This is a genomic window from Acinetobacter sp. YH16042, from assembly GCF_013417245.1.
GTDB classification, from domain to species: domain Bacteria; phylum Pseudomonadota; class Gammaproteobacteria; order Pseudomonadales; family Moraxellaceae; genus Acinetobacter; species Acinetobacter amyesii.
Map to the genome: position 1 here is coordinate 148089 of NZ_VPEJ01000002.1, position 21676 is coordinate 169764.

At 40.3% G+C, this 21676-nt stretch carries 12 protein-coding genes and 1 pseudogene; 9 read left to right on the forward strand and 4 right to left on the reverse strand.

Annotation, left to right across the window (positions count from 1 at the left end; translation table 11 throughout):
- Nucleotides 1-42: 42 nt before the first annotated feature.
- The gene (gene rsgA / locus FTV37_RS02225; RefSeq protein WP_180062946.1) at nt 43-1101 is read right to left on the reverse strand and encodes a ribosome small subunit-dependent GTPase A; all 1059 of its coding nucleotides are present in this window, start codon (nt 1099-1101) and stop codon (nt 43-45) included.
- Nucleotides 1102-1226: 125 nt separating this feature from the next.
- Here rsgA and orn point away from each other — a divergent pair, with 125 nt between their 5' ends.
- Nucleotides 1227-1784, forward strand: a complete 558-nt coding sequence (orn, locus tag FTV37_RS02230) for an oligoribonuclease (protein WP_067763591.1) — start codon at nt 1227-1229, stop codon at nt 1782-1784.
- A gap of 56 nt (nt 1785-1840) precedes the next feature.
- On the opposite strand, the gene FTV37_RS02235 is transcribed toward orn, so the two are convergent.
- Nucleotides 1841-2281, reverse strand: a complete 441-nt coding sequence (locus FTV37_RS02235) for a GNAT family N-acetyltransferase (RefSeq protein WP_218945745.1) — start codon at nt 2279-2281, stop codon at nt 1841-1843.
- 198 nt (nt 2282-2479) lie between these two features.
- On the opposite strand from FTV37_RS02235, the gene FTV37_RS02240 reads away from it, so the two are divergent.
- From FTV37_RS02240 to FTV37_RS02275, 8 genes and pseudogenes are all read left to right on the forward strand, one after another.
- A complete protein-coding gene (locus FTV37_RS02240) occupies nt 2480-3250 on the forward strand; it encodes a ThiF family adenylyltransferase (RefSeq protein ID WP_180004537.1) in 771 nt (256 codons plus the stop codon).
- 114 nt (nt 3251-3364) lie between these two features.
- Nucleotides 3365-5179 (forward strand): tetratricopeptide repeat protein, encoded by a 1815-nt coding sequence (locus tag FTV37_RS02245; RefSeq protein ID WP_180062947.1) that lies wholly within the window; start codon nt 3365-3367, stop codon nt 5177-5179.
- Between the two features lie 236 nt (nt 5180-5415).
- On the forward strand, nt 5416-8832 hold the full coding sequence (locus FTV37_RS02250) for a type VI secretion system Vgr family protein (protein WP_180062948.1): 3417 nt from the start codon (nt 5416-5418) through the stop codon (nt 8830-8832).
- Between the two features lie 64 nt (nt 8833-8896).
- Complete coding sequence (locus tag FTV37_RS02255) at nt 8897-14080, forward strand: RHS repeat-associated core domain-containing protein (protein WP_180062949.1); 5184 nt, start codon at nt 8897-8899, stop codon at nt 14078-14080.
- Nucleotides 14077-14550, forward strand: a complete 474-nt coding sequence (locus FTV37_RS02260) for a hypothetical protein (RefSeq protein WP_180010225.1) — start codon at nt 14077-14079, stop codon at nt 14548-14550. Before FTV37_RS02255 ends, FTV37_RS02260 begins: the two co-directional genes overlap by 4 nt.
- Nucleotides 14551-14957: 407 nt before the next feature.
- Nucleotides 14958-15449, forward strand: a pseudogene (locus FTV37_RS18080) (RHS repeat domain-containing protein); the annotation flags it as partial.
- Between the two features lie 662 nt (nt 15450-16111).
- Nucleotides 16112-16390, forward strand: a complete 279-nt coding sequence (locus tag FTV37_RS02270) for a hypothetical protein (protein WP_180036263.1) — start codon at nt 16112-16114, stop codon at nt 16388-16390.
- Between the two features lie 531 nt (nt 16391-16921).
- The gene (locus FTV37_RS02275) at nt 16922-17854 is read left to right on the forward strand and encodes an IS5 family transposase (RefSeq protein WP_180050115.1); all 933 of its coding nucleotides are present in this window, start codon (nt 16922-16924) and stop codon (nt 17852-17854) included.
- 426 nt (nt 17855-18280) lie between these two features.
- Here FTV37_RS02275 and FTV37_RS02280 read toward each other — a convergent pair whose 3' ends face one another.
- Complete coding sequence (locus tag FTV37_RS02280; protein WP_180062982.1) at nt 18281-19684, reverse strand: efflux transporter outer membrane subunit; 1404 nt, start codon at nt 19682-19684, stop codon at nt 18281-18283.
- Nucleotides 19685-19694: 10 nt separating this feature from the next.
- Nucleotides 19695-21674 (reverse strand): MacB family efflux pump subunit, encoded by a 1980-nt coding sequence (locus FTV37_RS02285; RefSeq protein ID WP_180062983.1) that lies wholly within the window; start codon nt 21672-21674, stop codon nt 19695-19697.
- Nucleotides 21675-21676 lie beyond the last annotated feature (2 nt).

Sequence of the window (21676 nt, forward strand, 5' to 3'; positions counted from 1 at the left end):
GTGATCAAAATCACCCCTTCAAGGGCTACTGTTGAATAAAAATTAATTTTTTTGCTGCGCTTCAGTAATTTCGTCAATTAAACGTAAATAACTGTCGAGACGACGCTGTAAAATTTCCCCATTTTGAGCAGCAAGGCGCAGTGCACATTGCTTTTCATGTTTATGCGTACAGTTACGGAACTGGCAATAGCCCAAATGTGAATCGATCTCAGGGAAACCTTGTTGAACTTTTTCCAATTCTAGGTGCCATAAACCAAATTCACGGATTCCTGGTGAATCAATCAATGCAGAACCTTCACCAAACGCAATTAAACGCGTAGAGGTGGTGGTGTGCTGACCGAGCGCGGAGTTTTCCGAAATAATATTGGTTTTTTGCGCAGCATCCGGAACAATGGCATTAATTAAAGTACTTTTACCAACCCCAGACTGACCTACAAATGCGACAGTTTCACCAGAAAGTCGAGCAGAAAGTGCGCTTAAGTCACCATCAGATTGGGTTTGCATAACCTCATAGCCCAAGTCACGATATTCTTGTAATAGCGTTAAGATCGGATCATTGTCTTTAAGCAAGTCGGATTTATTTAAGACCAATAATGCTGGAATATCGGCATCTGCGCAGGCCACCAAATAGCGGTCAATCAGGCCTGGTGCTGGCTCAGGAAGCGGTGCAAATACAATCACAATCAGGCTGACATTGGCTGCGACAGGTTTCACTTTGTGATAACGGTCAGGGCGTGTCAGTAAAGATTGGCGTGGATGAATCGCGGTAATAATCCCTAGACCTGTAATCGGGTCAGCTTGCCATTTGACACGGTCACCCGTCACCAATAATTCGAGATTGGTACGGGTATGGCAGCGCCAAACACTGCCTAATTCGATGGGTTTCCAATGTGGCTCAGGTTCACCTGCTTGCACAATTGGTTTTTCAGGATGTTGGTCGGGTGTAGACAGCGCTTGAACTTCAAGTTGACGACCATAATGTTGGACGACCAAGCCTTCCAAATCTGCAGAAGTATCGATTTCTTCCTGACGAGATTTATGTTGCTTCTGAATGCGACGTTGCTGCTGTTCAGTCAGTCGGCGCTTACGAATTAAAGCCATTCATATCCTAAAAAACCATGAAAACTAGATGGCAAAAATAGCATGAAAGCAGGGTCTATTTACAGCGCAAGCCCAATAAATTTGCTACTATGTTCATTTTTACAGCCTAATAAGATTGCACATTTATGAGCAGCACACCTGATACACGCCTGATTTGGATTGACCTTGAAATGACAGGTCTAGATACAGATAACGACCAGATTATTGAAGTTGCAACAATTGTGACGGATGATAATTTAAATATTCTGGCGGAAGGGCCTGTGCTTGCGGTACATCAGTCTGACCGTGTGCTCAATGCGATGGATGAATGGAACACTCGCCAACATGGTCAATCAGGTCTGATCGAACGTGTACGTCGTAGTAAATTGACAGCACAAGATGCTGAACAGCAAACTTTAGAATTTTTGAAAAAATGGGTAAATCCAAAATCATCACCGATGTGCGGTAACTCAATTTGCCAAGATCGTCGTTTCTTGCATCGTTTAATGCCTGAAATGGAACAATACTTCCACTACCGTAATCTCGATGTATCATCAGTGAAAGAATTGGCGAAACGCTGGCGCCCAGAGATCATGGGTGGCTTGAAAAAGAATGCCTCACATTTAGCGATGGATGATATCCGTGACTCCATTGCAGAACTCAAATACTACCGTGAATATTTCTTTATTATGAATAAAGACTAAGGTTGTAAGATCGAAAAAGAGGCGAAAGCCTCTTTTTTTTATCCGAGATATTTTCTCTATCGTTGATAGACGTTGGCTTGATGAATCTCGAGAAAACTTGCAGGTTGAGCCAAATCAGTGAAGCCAAATTGGCGGTATAGACCATGTGCATCCGCCGTTGCAAGTAACATGCGTCTTAGATCTGCGGAGCCACATTTTTCAAATAAAGTACTCACAATCAATTTTGAATAGCCTTTGCCTCGATGCTCATCGGCGACATAAATATCGGCTAAATAAGCAAAAGTTGCATAATCCGTAATGGCACGACCAAAACCGATGAGTTCATCATCGAGAAGTAAGGCCACGGCCAAAGAGTTTTCAATCGCTTTTTTCACCACATGTTTCGGAATGTCTTTTGACCAATAGGTATGGCTTAAAAAGCGATGCACGGTGTCTAAATCCATTTCATTTTTGTCATCGGTGATTTTTAAATTATTTGGCAGAGGATGGATGTCCATGGCAATACACACTTGAGCTTTTGATCTATGGTTATATTTTTAAAGCAGATCTCCGTTCGCTGTAAATGTTTATTTTGATGGATTTAGACCTGATGCGAATGCCGCTCTGTTGCGCTGTCTGCTGAATTGCGTTTTATCAAAGAAAAAAAGCAGTGAATTTGCTAAAATGGCGGCTGATTTAACTCTGCCTCCAAACCTATGACTGAACTGCTCCAAGATGATGAATATGACCGCCGTTTTGCTGGCGTAGCCAAAATATATAGTGATGAAAGTTTTCATCATTATGAAAAAAGTCATGTCATGGTGATCGGGATCGGTGGTGTAGGCTCATGGGCGGTCGAAGCTTTAGCACGTACAGGTATTGGTGAGCTAACCTTGGTCGATATGGATGTGGTTGCTGCATCGAATATCAATCGACAATTGCCTGCCATGAGCACGACACTGGGACATGAAAAAATTGAAGTGATGGCAGAGCGCTGCCGTGCGATTAATCCCCGAATCAAAATAAATTTGATTGATGATTATCTTACGCCTGAAAATGTCAAAGAAATTTTGGCAGGTGCTCCTGACCTAATTTTAGATTGCATTGATGATGTGAAGGCAAAATTTGCCTTAATGCTACATTGCCGTTTTAATAAAATTCCGTTGATCGTTTCGGGTGGAGCAGGGGGTAAACTTGATCCGCTGAAAATCCGAGTCGCAGATTTATCAAGAACAGAGCAAGACCCGATGTTAGCTAAATTGCGGACACAATTACGTGGCAAAGGCATTTGTAAAAAGCCGAAAGAAAAGTTTGGCATCACCTGTGTTTATTCAATTGATAATCCATTTTCCAGTGCTGATGTTTGTCCAAGTGCAGGCTTACGTTGTGGTGGATATGGTTCAGCAGTAGTCGTGACGTCCAGCTTTGCGATGGTGGCTGTGTCAGAGGTGCTCAAAAAACTTGATGCAAAACGAGCAAAAGCATGACAGCTATCTCATTTTGAAAAAAATAAAGCACCGAATTCGGTGCTTTTTTTGTATATAGAATTAAAATCAGACACAATGTTGGAATAATTAAAATATTGATTTTTTGGGGCGAGTATGTGGTTTTTACTGATACTAATTTTGGGGATGGGAGCACTTGCGTTTTGGATGTGGAAAAGACCCGATCCAGTAAAACGCGATCAGGCTAAAGCAGTTGGGCATGACTTGTGGATAGACCAATTAGATGCACAACTGAAATTCGCAGAACGTTTAATGCTTGATGCACCAACCGACTATACGCGTGCCTATGAGTTGTATCAAAATTTGGCCAAACAGCATGAAATTCCACAGGCCTATGTCGCTATGGGGCAGATGCATTTACAAGGTTTAGGCCGAGAAGTCAGTGTGGAAAATGCGCTGGCTTTATTGGAAAAAGCCAATAGTTTAGGCAGTGATGATGCTGCATATGTGTTGGGGCAAGTTGAAGAAGGTATCTATGGCGGTGTACCCAATCTTGAAAAAGCGCAGTATTGGTATCGACATGCGATTTCACGCGGTCATTTGGATGCGCAATATCGACTCGCTGAATTAAACCCAGAAGATCAAACGCATGCCGAGCAGCAACATTTAGATTTGTTGCAAAAAAATGCGGACGATGGACATGCCAATTCACAGTATCAATTGGCACAGTGCTATTTAAACCAAGCCACGCCAAATATTGCTCTGGGATTGGAATATTTACTGAAAGCTGGCCAACAAGATCATATGGCGGCTATTCAGCAGTTGCAGCAATTCTATGCACAAGGAAAGTATCTTGCGCAAAATGATGAAAAGTCATTGCAATATTTAAAGCGAGGATTGCTACTCGGGCACCAGCAGCAGTTGTATGAATATTATCAAGCGGTGTTGATGGGTAAAATCGACGTCGATCAGCGTCAGCGGGTTTATCATGATCTTTTGCAGCAGGCCAAAGAGCACAAAGTTGCAGCAGCCAGCCGATTATTAGGCATTGCACATTTTCATGGTTGGTACCTGGAGAAGCAGGAAACTTTAGGTTTTCGCTTTCTGACCGAAGCTGCTCAACTTAAAGATGCTGATGCAATTAGTCTTATTGCAGCGCTGTATTTTGAAAAGTATTTGGTTAGTGATGATCCGCAAAAAGCATTTGAGTTATATCAAACAGCGTATCAATTCAAACCATTATTCATTAACCAAGTCGGTTTGGCACTATGCTACCTACATGGGGTCGGTGTTGAGCGAAATATCAAGCAAGCGCAGCAACTTTTAGTTGAAGCGGCAAGACACTTAAATGATATGTCCATTACTTGTGTCGCCGATCAGAATTATGTGATTGGGCGTTTTTATGCATTGCCAGAGTATCCATTAGCACATCGTGATCAATGTCTGAGCTATCTGGAAAAAGCTGCAGAACAAGGTTCGCAGGATGCTGCTTGGTATCTCTACCGTTTAGCCGTGGACAATATCTTGCCTGATCTCTCATTTGATGATAGTCAAACACAGCGAGCATTGTTGAAAGCGGCAAAATTAGGCCATCCTGATGCACTCACGCAACTGGGGCTGGTTAACTTAAAAGGACAATGGGGAGCACAAGATTTCCAACAAGCATCGCAGTATTTTTCGCAAGCGGCGGCATTGGGAAATGTGTCTGCCTTGTACCAGCTCGGCGAAATGTCAGAACATGGTTTGGGTGTGCAGCAAGATTTAACGCAAGCGCAAAGCTATTATGTACAAGCGGCTCAGGGGATGAATGCTGCGGCATTAACGCGATTGGGTTATTTATATATTCATGGCATCGGTGTAGAGCGTGATCTTAAAATTGCACAGCAATATTTAGAAAAAGCGGCCTTGCAAGGCTATGTCGAAGCACAAGAACAATTGGAGAATATTCACGCATTTTTAAATGCCAATTAATCGTGATGCAAGGCAGTAAGGTGGTATGAAGAGACCTGAAGTTTGGTTTGATGGTCTCTACATTTTTTTAATGCAGAAATAAATAGAGTAAAAATAACATAAAGAATTGATGTGGAAATTTGAATTTTTACTTACATAAAACCCAACAAAGCAGGCAGTTTATGCCTAGAAAAATATGAGTTTTTTTGATTAAATACCCCGCATATTTTATAAAAATCTGATTTTAGATAATAACGATGCTGAACAATATATATTCTGCAATTGAAAAATTGGGCATTAGTCCACAAAAACGTGCTTTGCACATTCAATTTTCAAATTCGACATTAAATCAGGCGGTATTTTTACAACGCATTGATGGGGAACATGCGCTTAGTACGGGTTTAAATGTTCAACTGATTTGTCTGTCTACTTCTGCCACCTTAGAACTCAAACAATTTATTGGTACGCAAGTCGCAATCGATCAGGTGACCGATGCGGGTCAACTTTTTCGTATTACCGGGATCATTACAGAAGCATTTCAAGGCCAAAGTGATGGTGCATTAACGCTATATAAGTTGACCTTAGAAGATGCAACGGCATTGTGGCATAAGCGTCGCAATAGCCGCGTGTTTATGAATAAATCGGTCAAAGATGTGGTCGAGATTATTTTTAAGGAATGGCAAAAAAAGAGCCCACTTTTTGCAGCGAGCTTAAGTTTGGACTTAAGTGGCTTAAAAAAAGAGTATGACGTTCGACCATTCATGATGCAAAGTAATGAAACTGACTATGATTTTATTACCCGTTTACTACGCAGTGAAGGCATTCATTGGTTGGTTGATGAAGCTCAATCTTTTGTAACATCGTCTGCGACACCCATAGCAGCCCAAAAGCTACGTTTGATTGATGATAATAGTCAATATCAAGCTTTGGAGCGACGTAATATCCGTTTTCATCGCAGTAGTGCGACTGAAAAAAATGACAGTATGACCAGTTTTATCGGTCAGCGCAGTCTGCAGCCGACGTCGGTACATGTGCAGCGGTGGCAGGCGGATGTGCTTGAACAGGACGAGGGTGGTGGTGCAGTACAAAGCAAGCACCTACATAGCCAAAATCAAGATAATGCGAGCTTAAGCTTAGAGCAGGCATGGCATGTGAGCCCTGCATGGATGCAAGATCTGAATGGTGAAGATGCTGCAACTGCCTCTAATAGTGCTCAAGTTGAACGTCTCAATCAAAATTTTAGTGATTATTATGCGGCTCAAGCCAAACAATTTATTGCTAAAAGTACCGTGCGTGATACACAAGTTGGTTACTGGTTCAAATTGGATGAGCATCCAGAGATTGACCAGCATCGTGGGGCCGATCAAGAGTTTTTGATTTTATCCAAGTCTTTTTATAACCAAAATAATTTACCTAAAGACTTAACTGATCAAGTCACCCAGCTGATTCATCAGAGTCAGTGGCAAGTCAAACAAAGCGAGGCGGATGAACGCCAAGCCAATACCTTGGCTTTACAACGTCGAAATATAACGACCGTCCCTGAATTTAATCCACTTACACATCGACCAGTAACACATCCCCAACGTGCCAAAGTTGTGGGGCCTGCCGGTGAAGAAATCCATGTTGATGAATGGGGGCGGATAAAAGTTCGTTTTCTGTTTACCCGTTCTGATGATCATGGCCATGATGGCGGTGCAGGTGCGAATAATAACGACACAGACTCGGCTTGGGTTGATGTGTTGACCCCGTGGGCCGGCGAAGGTTATGGCGCACGCTTCTTACCTCGAATTGGTGAAATAGTCGTCGTTGATTTCTTTGATGGCAACATTGACCGACCTTTTGTTGTGGGGCGTATTCATGAAGCGCAGCGTAGTCCCACTAAATTTGACAATAAAGGACAATTACCCGATACCAAAAAACTCGCGGGAATTCGCTCGAAAGAAGTGGCGGGAGAGGGTTTTGGTCAATTACGCTTTGATGACACCACGGGGCAAATTAGTACCCAGCTGCAAAGTAGTCATGGTGCGAGCCAACTGAACCTCGGTAAGCTCAGTCATCCAAAAGATAAAGCAGAAAGTGAAGATCGGGGTGAAGGTTTTGAGCTGCGGACCGATCAATGGGGAGCGGTTCGGGCTGGACAAGGTTTATTGGTGTCGACTTATAAACAGGAAAAGGCCAATGGTGAACATTTAGATGCAGAGATTGCAAGAACACAGCTGGAGACGAGTCATAGTAATAGTAAGTCTTTAAGTGATATTGCAAAACAACAAAAAACAGATGAAATTGAATCTGTTGAACAGCTAAAAGCTTTTGCCAGTGAAATAGAAAAAGATATCGCTAAATTTAAAAAAGCCATTCTTTTACTTAACTCAGTGGATGGTATTGCACTTAGTACACCAGAGGATATTCATTTATCTGCAACAGGCATGATCAACCAAATTGCCGGTGATAGCATTAACCTGAGTACGCAAAAAAATATTGTGGGACAAGCTTTAGGTAAGGTTAGCTTATTTGCAGCTCAAGGTGGTATTAAAGCAATAGCAGCGCAAAGTAAAGTCGAAATTCAGGCACAGTCTGATGCTTTGGATATTTTGGCAAAAAAAGGAATTACGATTTCTTCTACTGAAGACAAAATAGAGATTAGCAGTCCTAAAGAGATTGTGATCACAGGAGCTTCTTCCCAAATTACTTTAAATGGCTCGGGAATTCTTGCTAAGACAGGCGGTAAATTTGAAGTAAATGCAGGGCAGCATCTATTTAAACCTGCATCGAGTGCAAGCAAGTCTACACAACTTCCTGCTTCAAACCCTTTGAAAGGTGCCTTAGAACTTCTTAAAAGTTATGGGGGGCAAGATTTCTTTAGTGGCACCGGTTTTAAAGTGATTGATGCTTTGGGCAAGCAAGTTACAGGAAAATTAGACGGCAATGGCTTTGCTCAAGTAACGGGTATTGCACCAGGACCGGCTAAAGTTGAGTTTGACAAAGATCCTCGAAGTGCTTGGGATTCAGCGAGTCATTTTAAGCGTGACTATCAATGGGCAGAAAACGTTGTACCGGGAGCTTCAGACTTGATTCAGAATGCACTCGGGTCGTTGGGGCAAAATTTAACTTCACAGCTTAAAGATAACTTATTCAATTTAAATGCAGATTCTTTAAAAAATATAGGAAAAAATGCATTAAAAGATGTTGGTGGACAAGCGTTAAATCAATTTAAAGACCAAGTCACCAACTCTGCACTATCTGCAATTTCATCGAAACTCAACTTGGGGCTTTCTGCTTCACAAATGGCAAGTTTGGGTCAGGGGGCACAAGGCTTATCCAGCGTATTAGGTGGAAGTGGAATGAGTAACGGCATCGTTTCTGGGTCAACTGCTGCCGCAGTTCAGAACTCTCAAGCAACTATTGATAAGGATATTGTGGGTCGTAAAATTTCTTATTCTACACGTGCATTGACCTACACAGAAACGATTCGAGAAGGTGCGGTAACACCCATGAATGTAGCAGCTGCACCCGTGGCAGTGCCTAAAGTTACTGAAATAAAAGTAGCAGAAGTTGCACCTGCACCAGTGATACCTGTCCTTGCCAGTGACGATGATTGGGTAGATAGGAAGCAATATTCAAGCCCTTATCTCACTTATAGCGAAACTACACGACCGAAAAAGAACAATGGTTAGCATTTGCTAAAGCTAGCGTCAAACACAGTTTTAAATATTTAGAATTTGAGTAATAGGTTTTTACATGACAACTGATCAAAATGTTCAAAAAGAACAACAGACAATAAATAAGCCAGCCGTAGAACTGGCAATTTTTAATTTAGAAAGTGTGACGCATACTGAAGATCATAAATTTATAGCCCATCAAATTCAGGATTATTTAAAAGCGTGTGGTAATACAAGTTTAGAGCAGTTAAAAGCCAAAGCAAATGTCCCTACTGTAGCCAATATTTTTGCACTTTCAGGTGCAGTGTTGGACTTACTATTATTTGCTACCGAGCAAGAACAGGGTGATGCTGCTGTGCAAAAATCTGCTTTGCTGAGCATGAACCTGATTGGCTTATATTTAGAGCCAAAAGCTGAAGCGCATGTACGTATGGCATTACGTCCTTTGTTGGGGCTAATGGCTGAAAAGCTCTATCCAGAAAATGGCAAAATTCAAGAGGCCGATCTTCGCCGTATGTCTTTGCATCTGAATGCACAGATTGCAGGGGATTTAGAAAAGTTTCTGACTGAAACACAGGCCAAACTTCCCGCATTATTAAGTGGCGCAACAACTTTAGGCACGTCTATTCTAAATACTTTTGCAGCGCCGATTCAGTCAGGACTGGTTTCACCCACTATTAGTTTTGGTGCAACTGCGGAAAAGCGTGATCCGACAGAACAATTTAGCAATTGGGCAAAACCGCTGATTGATTTAAGTAAAACTAGCGCACTTGCCAATATGCTGCCTAAAATAAGGAAAGAACAAACAGGCACGCTGCTACAAACTCAAGCAACTCAGGCATTGAGTTCATTTCCAAATGAAATTCAACGTCAAGCTAACGCAGGTCTAAAATACAGTTTGGCATGGCTAATTCAAGAAACCTTAAAAGCCATTAAAACTCAAGGTAACAAAGCCAATGCCAGTGTGCCGATTAATCAAACTGGCGAGCATGAGCAGCATACGACGGGCGATACTTTAGAGTTTTTAGCTTTACAGGCTGACGCATTGAATGATTCGACTTGTTCGATTCTAAGAGAGGATGCTACACCTAGTGACTCAGCAACTGATAATAGTATTAGTTATGCTATAGGTGCGGAAAGAGTCAATCACACCGATTTCAATCTGCCTAAAGTGGGTTTCAGCTTTAAGCGTCAATATAACTCGCAAATGTATGAGTTTGACCAAAGCCTCATGGGCGCGCGTTGGATGATGCCTTTTTCGAATGTCATCATCCAAAATAGAAACGGCTATTTGTTTATTGATAGTAATGGGCGCAAGCATCAGCTACCAGATTCAATTACCTATGAAGCATACACGGTGCCTTATGAAGGCTTTACGGTAGAACCTTTAGAAAATGAAGATTTGCTACTAAATTTTGGTTCAGCGTGGAGTTTTCATTTCCATAGCTTTAATGGCGGAAAACACTATCAGTTGATTCAGCAATTTAATGAAGAAACAGATGAAAAAGTTGCTTTAAGTTATATTTTGTTTGAGCAGCAGGCTTATCTACAAGGCATTGATTTTCAATTGAAACGAGGCAAGCATCAACTCAAGTTTGCCTTTAATGATCAAGTAAAAGTTATCGCTGCTTTTGTGGATGAACAGGCAGAGCCAGTGTCACGTTATGAATATGATACGCAAGGCAATTTAATTAAGGCTGTAGATCAAAATGGCCACGTGCGCAGCTATGAATATAATGATGCGCATCAGCTGACCCGTTATACCGACCGTACAGGGCGTGGGCATAATATTCGCTATGAATCCAAAGAAGCAAATGCCAAAGCCATAGCGGAATGGGCAGATGACGGCAGCTTTAAGACCCGTTTGGAGTGGCATCCACGACTGCGCCAAGTTGCTGTATATGATGCTTATGATGTGCCGACCTATTACTATTTTGACTTAGATGGTTTTACCTATCGGACACGCTTAGCCGATGGCCGTGAAAAATGGCTATCGCGTGACAGTCAAAAACGCATTACCCGTCAAATTGATTTTGCAGGCCTAGAAACCGAACAAGTTTATAACGAGCAAGATCAGCTGATTAAAATTGTACAGCCGAATGGGGGCATCATCCGTTTTGCCTATGATGAAGCAGGAAATTTGACGGAAATTAAAGATCCAGAAGGTCATATTTGGAAAAAAGAATACGATGCAGACGGTAATGTAACGAAGGAAATTAATCCTTTAGGTCATATCACGCAATATAAATACAACAATGATAATCAAGTTGTCGAAATCATTGATGCCAAAGGCGGCGCTAAAAAAATTCAATACAATGATTTGGGGCAAATGACCGCATATAGCGATTGTTCAGGTAAAGAAAGCGCATGGGAATACGATGAAGAAGGCGCACTGACGGCCCAGCAGTCTGCTGATGCAAAGCAAGTCAAATATATCTACAGCTCAGAAGGTAAAGACAAAGGTCAGCTTAGAGCAATTGTTTATCCTGATGGTTTAAAAGAACAATTTGAGCATGATGAAGAAGGGCGCTTGCTCAAGCATACGGATACCAAAGGTTTAAGCACGCAGTACCGTTATAATGCTGCGGGTTTGCTCGAACAGCGTATAGATGCGAACCGTCAACAAATTGGCTACCAATGGGATCAGCAAGGCCGTATTCAAAAGCTGATCAATCAAAACCATGCAGAATATTTATTTGAATATAACCGTTATGGTCAATTGGCGCGTGAACAAGCCTTTGATGGCGAAGAAAAGCACTATAGCTACAATGAAAACGGTCAGCTGTTCCAAATCCGTCAGCCGAATGTGTTTACTCAATTTGCATATTTTGCAGATGGCGCAATCGCTTCGAAAACTTATACCCATGTGCAAACACGTGTAAGCCAAACAGAAGAATTTGAATACAACCTGAATCATCAGTTGAGTAAGGCGACGAATAAAGACAGTCAAATCGATTTTTATCGCAACGCGCTTGGCCAATTGGTCCGTGAGCATCAGCATTATAAAGTGCCGCATTTAACTCCGCTGACGGCTGTGCTGCGTTATGAATATGATGTGCTGGGAAATTTAACTCAAACGATTCGCCCTGATGGACAGGTTCAAAGCAATTTGAGTTATGGTTCAGGGCATATTTATGGCATTGCGTTAAATAAAAAAGACATGGTGGCATTTCAGCGCGATGATTTACACCGTGAAACTGCGCGGATGCTCGCCAATGGATTGGTTCAAACCAAAAATTATAATGATGTGGGTTTACTCAGTTCGCAGCTGATTCAGCCAGAGCAAGAGACTTTAGGGCGAGTACAGCATCAGGCGGAACGGCAGTATCATTATGATCAAAATTATCTACTCACGCAGGTGGACGACAGCCGTTTAGGCAAGCTGAATTATCAATATGATGCGGTTGGCCGTTTGATACAGAGTCAAAGTGTGCATAAAACGGAAAGCTTTACTTTTGACCCTGCGGGAAATTTAATTGACCCGATTGCCACGCAGGCGTCTCAAGTGAAAAGTAATTTGATCGCTCAATATCAGGGTAAAAACTATAAATACGATGCGCAAGGCAATGTGATTGAAAGCAGCCATGCAGGTAAAACATTAAAACTGACGTGGGATAACCTGAACCGTTTGATCCAAAGTGAGCTTAATGGTCAGGCGACTGAATATGGTTATGATGTATTTGGAAGGCGTTTATACAAGAAAAATCAAAATGCGCAAACCCTGACCTTATTCGGCTGGGACGGTGACCTGATGATTTGGGAGTCACAGCAATCTAATGACGTTGAAGAAAACTACACTAAGCATTATGTCTATGAACCGCAGAGTTTTGTACCGCTGCTGCAAACGGGCTATACAGGTTTTATCAAGCTTCTAGAAACCCCAGATTACACTCAATTTCAGCATGAAGATTATTCGGTTTATAAAGATCCGCTATGGAAAACGGAAACACGAAAAAATAAAGCTGAATTGGAACGAGTGCTTTTTTATCACTGTGACCAAGTTGGCACACCACAAACATTAACTAATGAATTAGGTGAGTGTATTTGGGAAATTAAGCAGAATGTATGGGGTGACGCTTTAGAAATAAAGGCTTCTCATAATTTACTTGAGCAAACCAATATTCGTTTCCAAGGGCAATATTACGATAGTGAAACTGGCTTACATTATAACCGTTACCGTTATTATGAGCCGCATAGTGCGAGATATGTAAGTAAAGATCCGATTGGACTAGCTGGCGGACTTAATAATTTAGCTTATGTAAGTGATCCGAATCAGTGGGTAGATGCGTTGGGGTTGGCGAAAGTATTTATTCATCCCGATGGGACATATTCCGATAGGTATGTGCCTGGAAGTAAAGGTTTAAATTCTGAAGCTCAGGAATACATTGCCAAACTTAACCAACGTTCAAGTACACAAGCTACATCTAAAAATAAATCATCATCTTATAAATCATCAGATTATAGTAATAAAGCTAGTCAGGATTATCGTAATGCTATACAACAAAATAAAGCAGCATTTGAAACTTTGGATCGTGGAAGTAAACAACTGGAAAAGATATCAAAGGGTACAAATAAAATTAATAGTAATCAACAACCTGATTTTAAAGGCTATAATTTTCTGGAAAAAACCCAGAAGTGGGTTGGTGAAAAAAGGGATCAAATACAAAAAGGTCATGAAAACTTTGGAAAGTATAGTCCAACTGGTATAGCTAGAGATAGAGAGTTAGATCATATTGATAGAGTTGCAAAATGTATATTAGAAAATAAATGTACCTTAGACTATGCAGTTTGTTCAGGTGGAATGGGGCCATTATCTACAGGAGCTGTAGTTAACTTACATGATGGTAGCGTGTATTTAACAGGAAGCGTTAGTGGAACATCTATTCCAAATGAAGTTACTAAAATGCTAAATACGAAAAACTTGTCGCCATTTCAATTGGCAAAGGGAATTTCTCAAAGTGTGGCAGCTAAAGGTGGGAGCTGTAGTTTTGGCACTATTACTAATAAATCCCAAGCAGATAGAGCGGATATAGCAGAATTTGTTAACAGATGGTTACCTGGTAAGAGTGTTACTACATCTGTTGGATTTTTTGGTGTTGTTGGTGGTGTGACTGTTCCACATACTCAAAAATGGTTTGACCCAAATGCCCAAATTGGAATTGAGGTGGGTGGCGGTAGCCCAAGAATTGATATGTCGGAAGGTGTAACTTCAAGTCAGCGTATTTATCAAATTGAATTTTTAAATAAGGCTAATAGAAAATGATTTTTTCAAAACTAAGTTTATTATTAATGAGTATTTTTATATTAGTATCTTGTACAAATACAAAAGTTACTAAAGAAGGGGAGTACTTTAAAACAATTACTTATAAATTCTTTAAAGATTTTGAACCCAATGAAGAGGTCTTAATAGATAAAATTGATAATAAATATTCAGTGACTCAAATAAATAAGTCTGATCTTTCCTTAAGTGATTTTAAACAGATTGATAATAAATTAAAAAAAGATGGGTGGAGAATAATATCAGCTAAAGATAAATTTTTTGAATATTGTTTTGGTGAGAAAATTTATTTGGGTGCACTATTTCCAGAAAAAGAAAAATATAGAAATTTTGCAGGTAATGAAGTTTTACCATTTAATCAAAAAAAATGGCTAGTCATTATGTCGTATAGTGAAGGAAAAGTAAATTATTGCCGCAATGATGAATTGGAAAATATAGAGTTGGAGGATTTATGATAACTTATTTATAATTTTTTTAATAGGTTTATTTGACTTTATTAATTACATAAAAATTTTAAAGATAGGTTATCCATGACTTAATCTTATTCAAGTATTAACTTGGTTATGAGGTCGGTCTAATTCTGTGTATTTGTTTAACATGGCTATAAGTGTATGGATTTCATTAGGATGACTGAGAAAGAAATTTTTAGCTAATTTGTTGCTTAATATTTTGATATAAATAAAATCTTAATATATTTCTAGAATGGTATGTAAAAAGAAAAAGCCTCTCTAGGCTTTTTTAATATGAATTAAGGTAATTGTGGAAAAAGTACTACACTTAATCCCTGCACCAACGTTACATAATCATTGTATTAGCTTTTTATTTGTTGATTTAAAATTGAAGCATAAAAATCGTGTATTAAGTCTGTAAACCACAGAGTTTCGTACCGTTACTGCAGACAGGTTATACCGGTTTTATCAAGCTTTTAAAAATCCCTTACTATGCTCAATTTCAGCATGAAGAATATCGTTTTATAATGATCCCATATGGAAAAGGGAAACACGAAAAAATAAAGCTGAATTGGAACGGGTGCTTTTTTATCACTGTGACCAAGTTGGTACACCACAAACATTAACTAATGAATTAGGTGAATGTATTTGGGAAATCAAACAAAATACATGGGGTAGTGCTTTAGAGATTAATACTAGTGATAATTTATTAGAGCAAACCAATATCCGTTTCCAAGGTCAATATTATGACCATGAAACTGGATTGCATTATAACCGATATCGTTATTATGAGCCACATAGTGCAAGGTATGTGAGTAAAGATCCGATTGGGTTGTTTGGTGGGTTAAATAATTCAATTTATGTGAGCGATCCGAATCAATGGGTCGATTCGATGGGGTTGATGGCACAAGGGGAAAGGGAAAAAGTTGCTGCGAATAATGCGTTAGTTGAAAAGCATGCAGCTGAAAGATTCGCTCAACAAAAAGCTGCTTGGCAAGTTTCAAAAATAAAAGATGCAAGATCCAAACAACAAAATAGACCAAGTACTGGAATATTGGGTGCATTATTGCCAGGAACTATGTCAAGTGTTGCGAAAAATAAGCAAGATGCAAATGTTTTAAGAAATCAGCAAGGAATGAGAAATGTAGGTACAGTTGGAGCTGCCGCCGCTACTTTACCATATGGAGTTACAGTAATTAGTGGCGGTTTTGGAGCAGGTGCAAAGGCACCAATAATGGGTGCTGTTGGTTCTGCTGCAGTAGACGGTGGTTTTCAAACATTTGATAGTGTTAGATGTAAATGCAATGCCTATAATTATAAGCGAACTCTTGGTGTAGCTGGTGTGGGAGCATTAGCAGGAGGAGTTGGCGCAAATCTTGCAAAAGCAAATGGAGTAGAATATGTTACAGCTATGAATTTCTATAAAAATACTACAAATACTATTGGAAAAAGAATATTTTATGGTCAAACAGCAGTAAAATCTATTACAACAAAGCCTATTAAAGAGAATCCGAGTCTAAAGTTAGATGAACCACAGTACAGTAAATAATAAAGGAAGTACTTTTATATGTTCAATATAATTATTGAAATTGTGTTAGGTACATTTATATCTAATCTGAAAGCAGATAATCATCCCTATTTGTTTTGTTTTATAAAGGGGGTTTTACTGGGGTTGACAGGATTTTTTTTAGCCGTTATTTATAATTATTTTAATGATGATTATATAATGCCTTTTAATGATCTAATGTTTTTCTTTTTAATAACTCAAACGATAGGTATTGTAGTTTCAGTAATTTTTCTTATAATTGAATATTTGTTTCCAGATAAAAAAAACGAAGACTTTTAAAATATTTTAGGTGTAGGTGTTTGAAAAATATGTGTATTAAATTTACCAAAAAAATGTGATTGAAACCAGCCAAATAAGCAGAAACCTTAATCGCTTAATCCAAAGTGATCACAATAGTCAAATCACCATTTATGGTTATGATATATTTGGAAGACGAATATCTGAACAAAGTCAAATAGTTAATCAAAATTAAGTGGAACACAGCCTGACATTATTTGGTTGGGATAGTGATTTGACGATTTTCGAGTCGCAACATTACACTCAAAGCAATAATAAAATACAAGAGAACTTACAGCATACAAGTTACACCAAGCATTATTTTTTGAACCAAATAGTTTTACCATTTTTTCAAACAGGCTATGCAGGTTTTATTAAGTAGATTGAAACCTCAGACTATTCACGTTTCCAAACAGAACCTTATTCAATTTTATAAAGACCCGATATGGAAAACCGAAAAGAGAAAAAACAGAGCTGAATGGCTTTGTTGCACAAAGCTGTTCTTGAGGGCTTTTTCAGCGATATAATTTTCAAATGAAGAAGCCTACATACAAAATCTACCGCACAACCAATTGGCCCGCATATAACCGAGCACTCATGAGTCGCAGAAATATTGCCATTTGGTTTGATTCTGCTACGCAATGGTATGCGCCATCAAAAGGCAAACAAGGGCGAAATCAAACCTACTCCGACGCAGCCATCCAATGCTGCTTAATGATTAAATCCTTATTTCGTCTGTCTTTACGTATGGTTACTGGCTTTGTGCAAAGTCTGATTAAACTTTGCGGATTAAATTGGATAGCTCCAGATTACACCACGCTTTGTAGAAGACAAAAGCATATTGATATTGTAATCAGCTACCAAAAAAGTAGCGATGGGCTGCATCTACTCATAGACTCTACAGGCATGAAGTTTCTAGGTGAGGGCGAATGGAAGCGCAAGAAACATGGACCTGAATATCGTCGCCAATGGCGTAAACTTCATATTGGTATAGATGCTAAAACCCTACAAATACGAGCAGTTCAGCTTACAACCAATAATGTCAGTGATTCACAGGTACTGGAAGATTTACTTGCTCAAATCCCTTTAGATGAACAAATCGATTCTGTCTATACAGATGGTGCTTATGACACAAAACGATGCCGTCAGGTCATTGCAGATCGGCAAGCACATGCGGTGATTCCACCTAGAAAAAATGCGAAACCATGGAAAGATAAAAAGAGTAGCTCGCTAGAGCGAAATGAATTACTTCGAACAGTTACACGTTTAGGCAGGACACTATGGAAAAAATGGTCAGGCTATCATCGGCGAAGTTTGGTTGAAACTAAGATGTACTGCATTAAATTATTAGGAGATAAACTCAGTGCAAGGAGTTTAGATAGCCAAGTGAATGAGATTCATGCACGTGTAGCAGTGCTCAACAGATTTACGGAATTAGGTCGACCACTTACCCAGGTTACGCCTTAAATTTGGCTCAATTAGGGGCGCTTTGCATTTCAAATCTTTGTGCAACAAAGCCATTCGAAATATGAATATGTGGTTGATGAGGCTGGAAGTTTAAAAAGAAACAAAATTATTGACTATGCTCGATCTTTCTTTTTCTTTTATTATCTTATTTCATTATTAGGTAATCTATTTATTCACGTGTTTAATAGAAATTATTCTTTTAAAAATGATCATGATGCTCGTGAGGTTGAAGGTGTTAGCTTAAATTCAACTAAATTTGGACTCACTCACTATTTAATATGTATTCTATGCGCTTATATAGGGTTATTGTGTTTTACTTCGTTTATTGAATTTATTATGCAAACACGAGGTCGTGGGTTTGATAATTATTTGAAGTTTTGGAATTTTCTATAATAAAAAGCCCTTTCGGGCTTTTTATTATATTAATCAAGGCAACTGCTGAATCGGACTACCGCCTAATGCCTGCATCAAGGTCACATAAGCATTGTATTGACTCTGCTTGGTTTGAACCAAGGACAAACGTGCATTACGTGTAGTTTCTTGGGCATCTAGCAAGTTTTTCAACGCAATTGCACCATTACGATAACGAACTTCTGTTAAACGCTCAGTCTTTTCTGCAAGCTGTACATTACGCTCTTGTAAAGCAACTTGTTGGCTGAGCTCTGTACGATTCGATAGCGCATTTTCCACGTCGGCAAAAGCCTGATACAAAGTCTGACGATATTGAATAATGGCTTTTTCATAATCCAAATCACTAATAGCAAGGTCTTTCTTCATATCATTATATTGTAAGAAGGGTAGGCTGAGACTTGCGCCCAAAGTCAAAGCAGGGTTTTGCAATAAGTTACTCAAAGAGGTACTACTCGAACCCAAATTACCAGTCAAACTGATTGAGGGATAATAACTGGCTTTAGTTGCATCTTTATTGGCTAAAGCTTTACGTAATCTTAATTCGCTCGCTTGTAAATCTGGACGGCGAGACAACAACTCGGCAGGTAAACCTGCTGCAATCGTCGGTAATGCAATTCGAGGTAAACGCTGTGGCTCAGTAATATTCAGTTGTTGTACAGGTTGATGTAACAACACAGCCAATGCAGTACGTGTTTCCACTTTTTGTTGGGTAATTTGGCTTAAGGTCGCTTTTTGACTTTGTACCGACTGTTCCGCTTGGGTTAGATCTAAACCTGAAACGGCGCCGGCTTTATATTGCACTTTGACTAAGTCATAGGTTTTTTGAGTACTGGTTAAGTTTTGCTGCGCAATACTGTAGCGCTCATTTAAATAACCGAGCTGCCAATAGAGATTAGCAGTCGTAGCAATTAAACTTTGTGCAGTGGCTTGTAAATCTTGCTCAGTTGCCAAAGCTTCCCATTTTGCGGCCTCAGTCTGGCTAGCCAAACGACCAAATAAATCTACTTCATAACTAACGCCACCACTGAGTGATACACCTTTTGATGAGTCATCACCTGAGTTAAGGTCAAAGTTATGTCCAGTTGAAACACTTGAACTAACGCGTGGCCTTTGTTTATTTTCAGCCAAACCTGCTTGTAGTCGAGCTTGCTGTAAATTAATACCTGCAACGGCTAAATCTGTGTTGGCTGCCAAAACTTGATTCACCAACTGGTTCAACTGAGCATCATTAAACAATGTCCACCATTGGTCAGCATACGTATCTGCATGAACTTGCTGACTCATGGCTTTCGCATTTTGAAATTGCGATGGGATTTGTGTTGCAGGAGCCTCATAAGGCGTTTTAACTACAGCGGCACAGCCGACTAAGCTACTTCCAAGAATGAAGGCACTTGCAAGTTTAGTTAAGGTCATTTGCATCATTATTTCCTTATTCGCGAGAAAGCGCATCGACAGGGTTAAGCTGTGCGGCATTACGTGCAGGAATAAAGCCAAACACAATACCAATCATACTAGAGCAGACAAAAGCAGCTACGATAGACGTCGTTGAATAGGCCATTTGGAATGTTCCACCGGCAAAATGACTAATCAATTGTCCAATACCCAAAGATAATAAAACTCCAAGTACACCGCCTAAGATACATACCAGTACAGCCTCAATCAGGAACTGTTGCAGAATGTCACTTTGACGGGCACCCACGGCCATACGCACACCAATTTCTTGAGTACGCTCAGTCACAGAAACCAACATAATGTTCATGACCCCAATACCACCGACGATCAATGAAATCACCGCAATCGCAGACACCAATAAGGTCATTGTTGCAGTGGTTTGTTGAATGGTTTCACGGATACTATCGGAGTTTTGTGTAAAGACATCTTGCGCGCCATGACGTTGCACTAACAAGTTTAATATGGCGTTCTCAGCAGCGGCACTTGGGTATTCATCTTTTACTCGAACAATGATGCTACGTACGTTCGACTGCCCCAGCATACGACTCATAACCGTTGAATAGGGCAAATACACATTCAGGCTATCTGAGTTACCCATCATGCTTTTTTGTTCTTCGATCACGCCAATGATACGGCTCGGCACACTGCCTAATAAAATCACTTGACCCACAGGGTTGGTGCCATCGGCAAAGAAGGTATTTTTAGTATTACTATCAATCACCACATCTTGCGCTTGCTCAGTCACGCTTTCTTTATCAAAAGGCTGACCCGAAGCGAAGTTCATTCCTTTGACATAGAAGAAATCTTCACTCACGCCATTCACTGTGGTCGACGCTTCTGTATCTTTAAAACGTGCTGTGACAGATGAATTAACCGAAGGACTAACGCCATCGACATAAGGTTGCTCAGCAAGGGCTGTCGCATCGGCTGGAACCAATGTTTTTACTTGGGAGGATCTGGAATTATCACCAAAGCCTCGACCTTGATACACCGTGATGGTATTGGTCCCCAAGCTGCTGATATTTTCTAAAATTTGCTTTTGCGAACCATTACCCAAGGCCACCACGGAGACCACAGAGGCAATACCGATAATAATCCCGAGCATGGTGAGGAAGGTCCGCATCCGGTGTGCATTCATGGCAAGGATCGCCATGCGGAATGCTTCACCAAGACGGTCAACGGCAGAGCGCCAACTCGAGGTTTTTTTCTGGGTGTCTGGAACGAGTTGTTGCTTTTCTAAAGGTTCATCATCTGTTTCAGGCACATTGGGCTGATCTGAAATGATGTTACCGTCTGAAATTTCAATAATTCGAGTCGCATTTTTTGCAACATTATGGTCGTGCGTGACCAAAATAATGGTATGACCTTTGGCATTGAGTTCGCGCAAAATCCGCATTACTTCAATACCACTATTCTTATCTAATGCACCAGTGGGTTCATCGGCAAGAATAACATCGCCACCATTCATCAGAGCACGCGCAATCGACACACGTTGTTGCTGACCACCGGAAAGTTGACTCGGACGGTTTTGGGTTTTTTCACCCAGTCCTAAGTCAGTCAGCAGTTGTTTGGCACGTGCATTGCGTTCGGTTGCATCTGCGCCGGCATAGATTGCGGGAACTTCAACGTTACCTGCAGCATTCAAATCACCGAGTAAGTGATAACGCTGGAAAATAAAGCCAAAATATTCACGGCGTAACTGTGCCAGTTCATCTGGTTCAAGTTCACGGGTTTCACGTCCCTTGACCTTGTAACTGCCATTGGTTGGCTTATCAAGGCACCCCAAAATGTTCATGAGGGTAGATTTACCAGAACCGGACTGACCTACAATTGCTACCAGTTCACCTGGGTAAATCTCAAGATTAACCCCTTTTAGAATCTGGACTGTGCTTTCACCGGCAGGGAATTCACGAGTCAGATTCTTGACCTCGAGTAGAGGCGTCTGATTTTGACTCATCA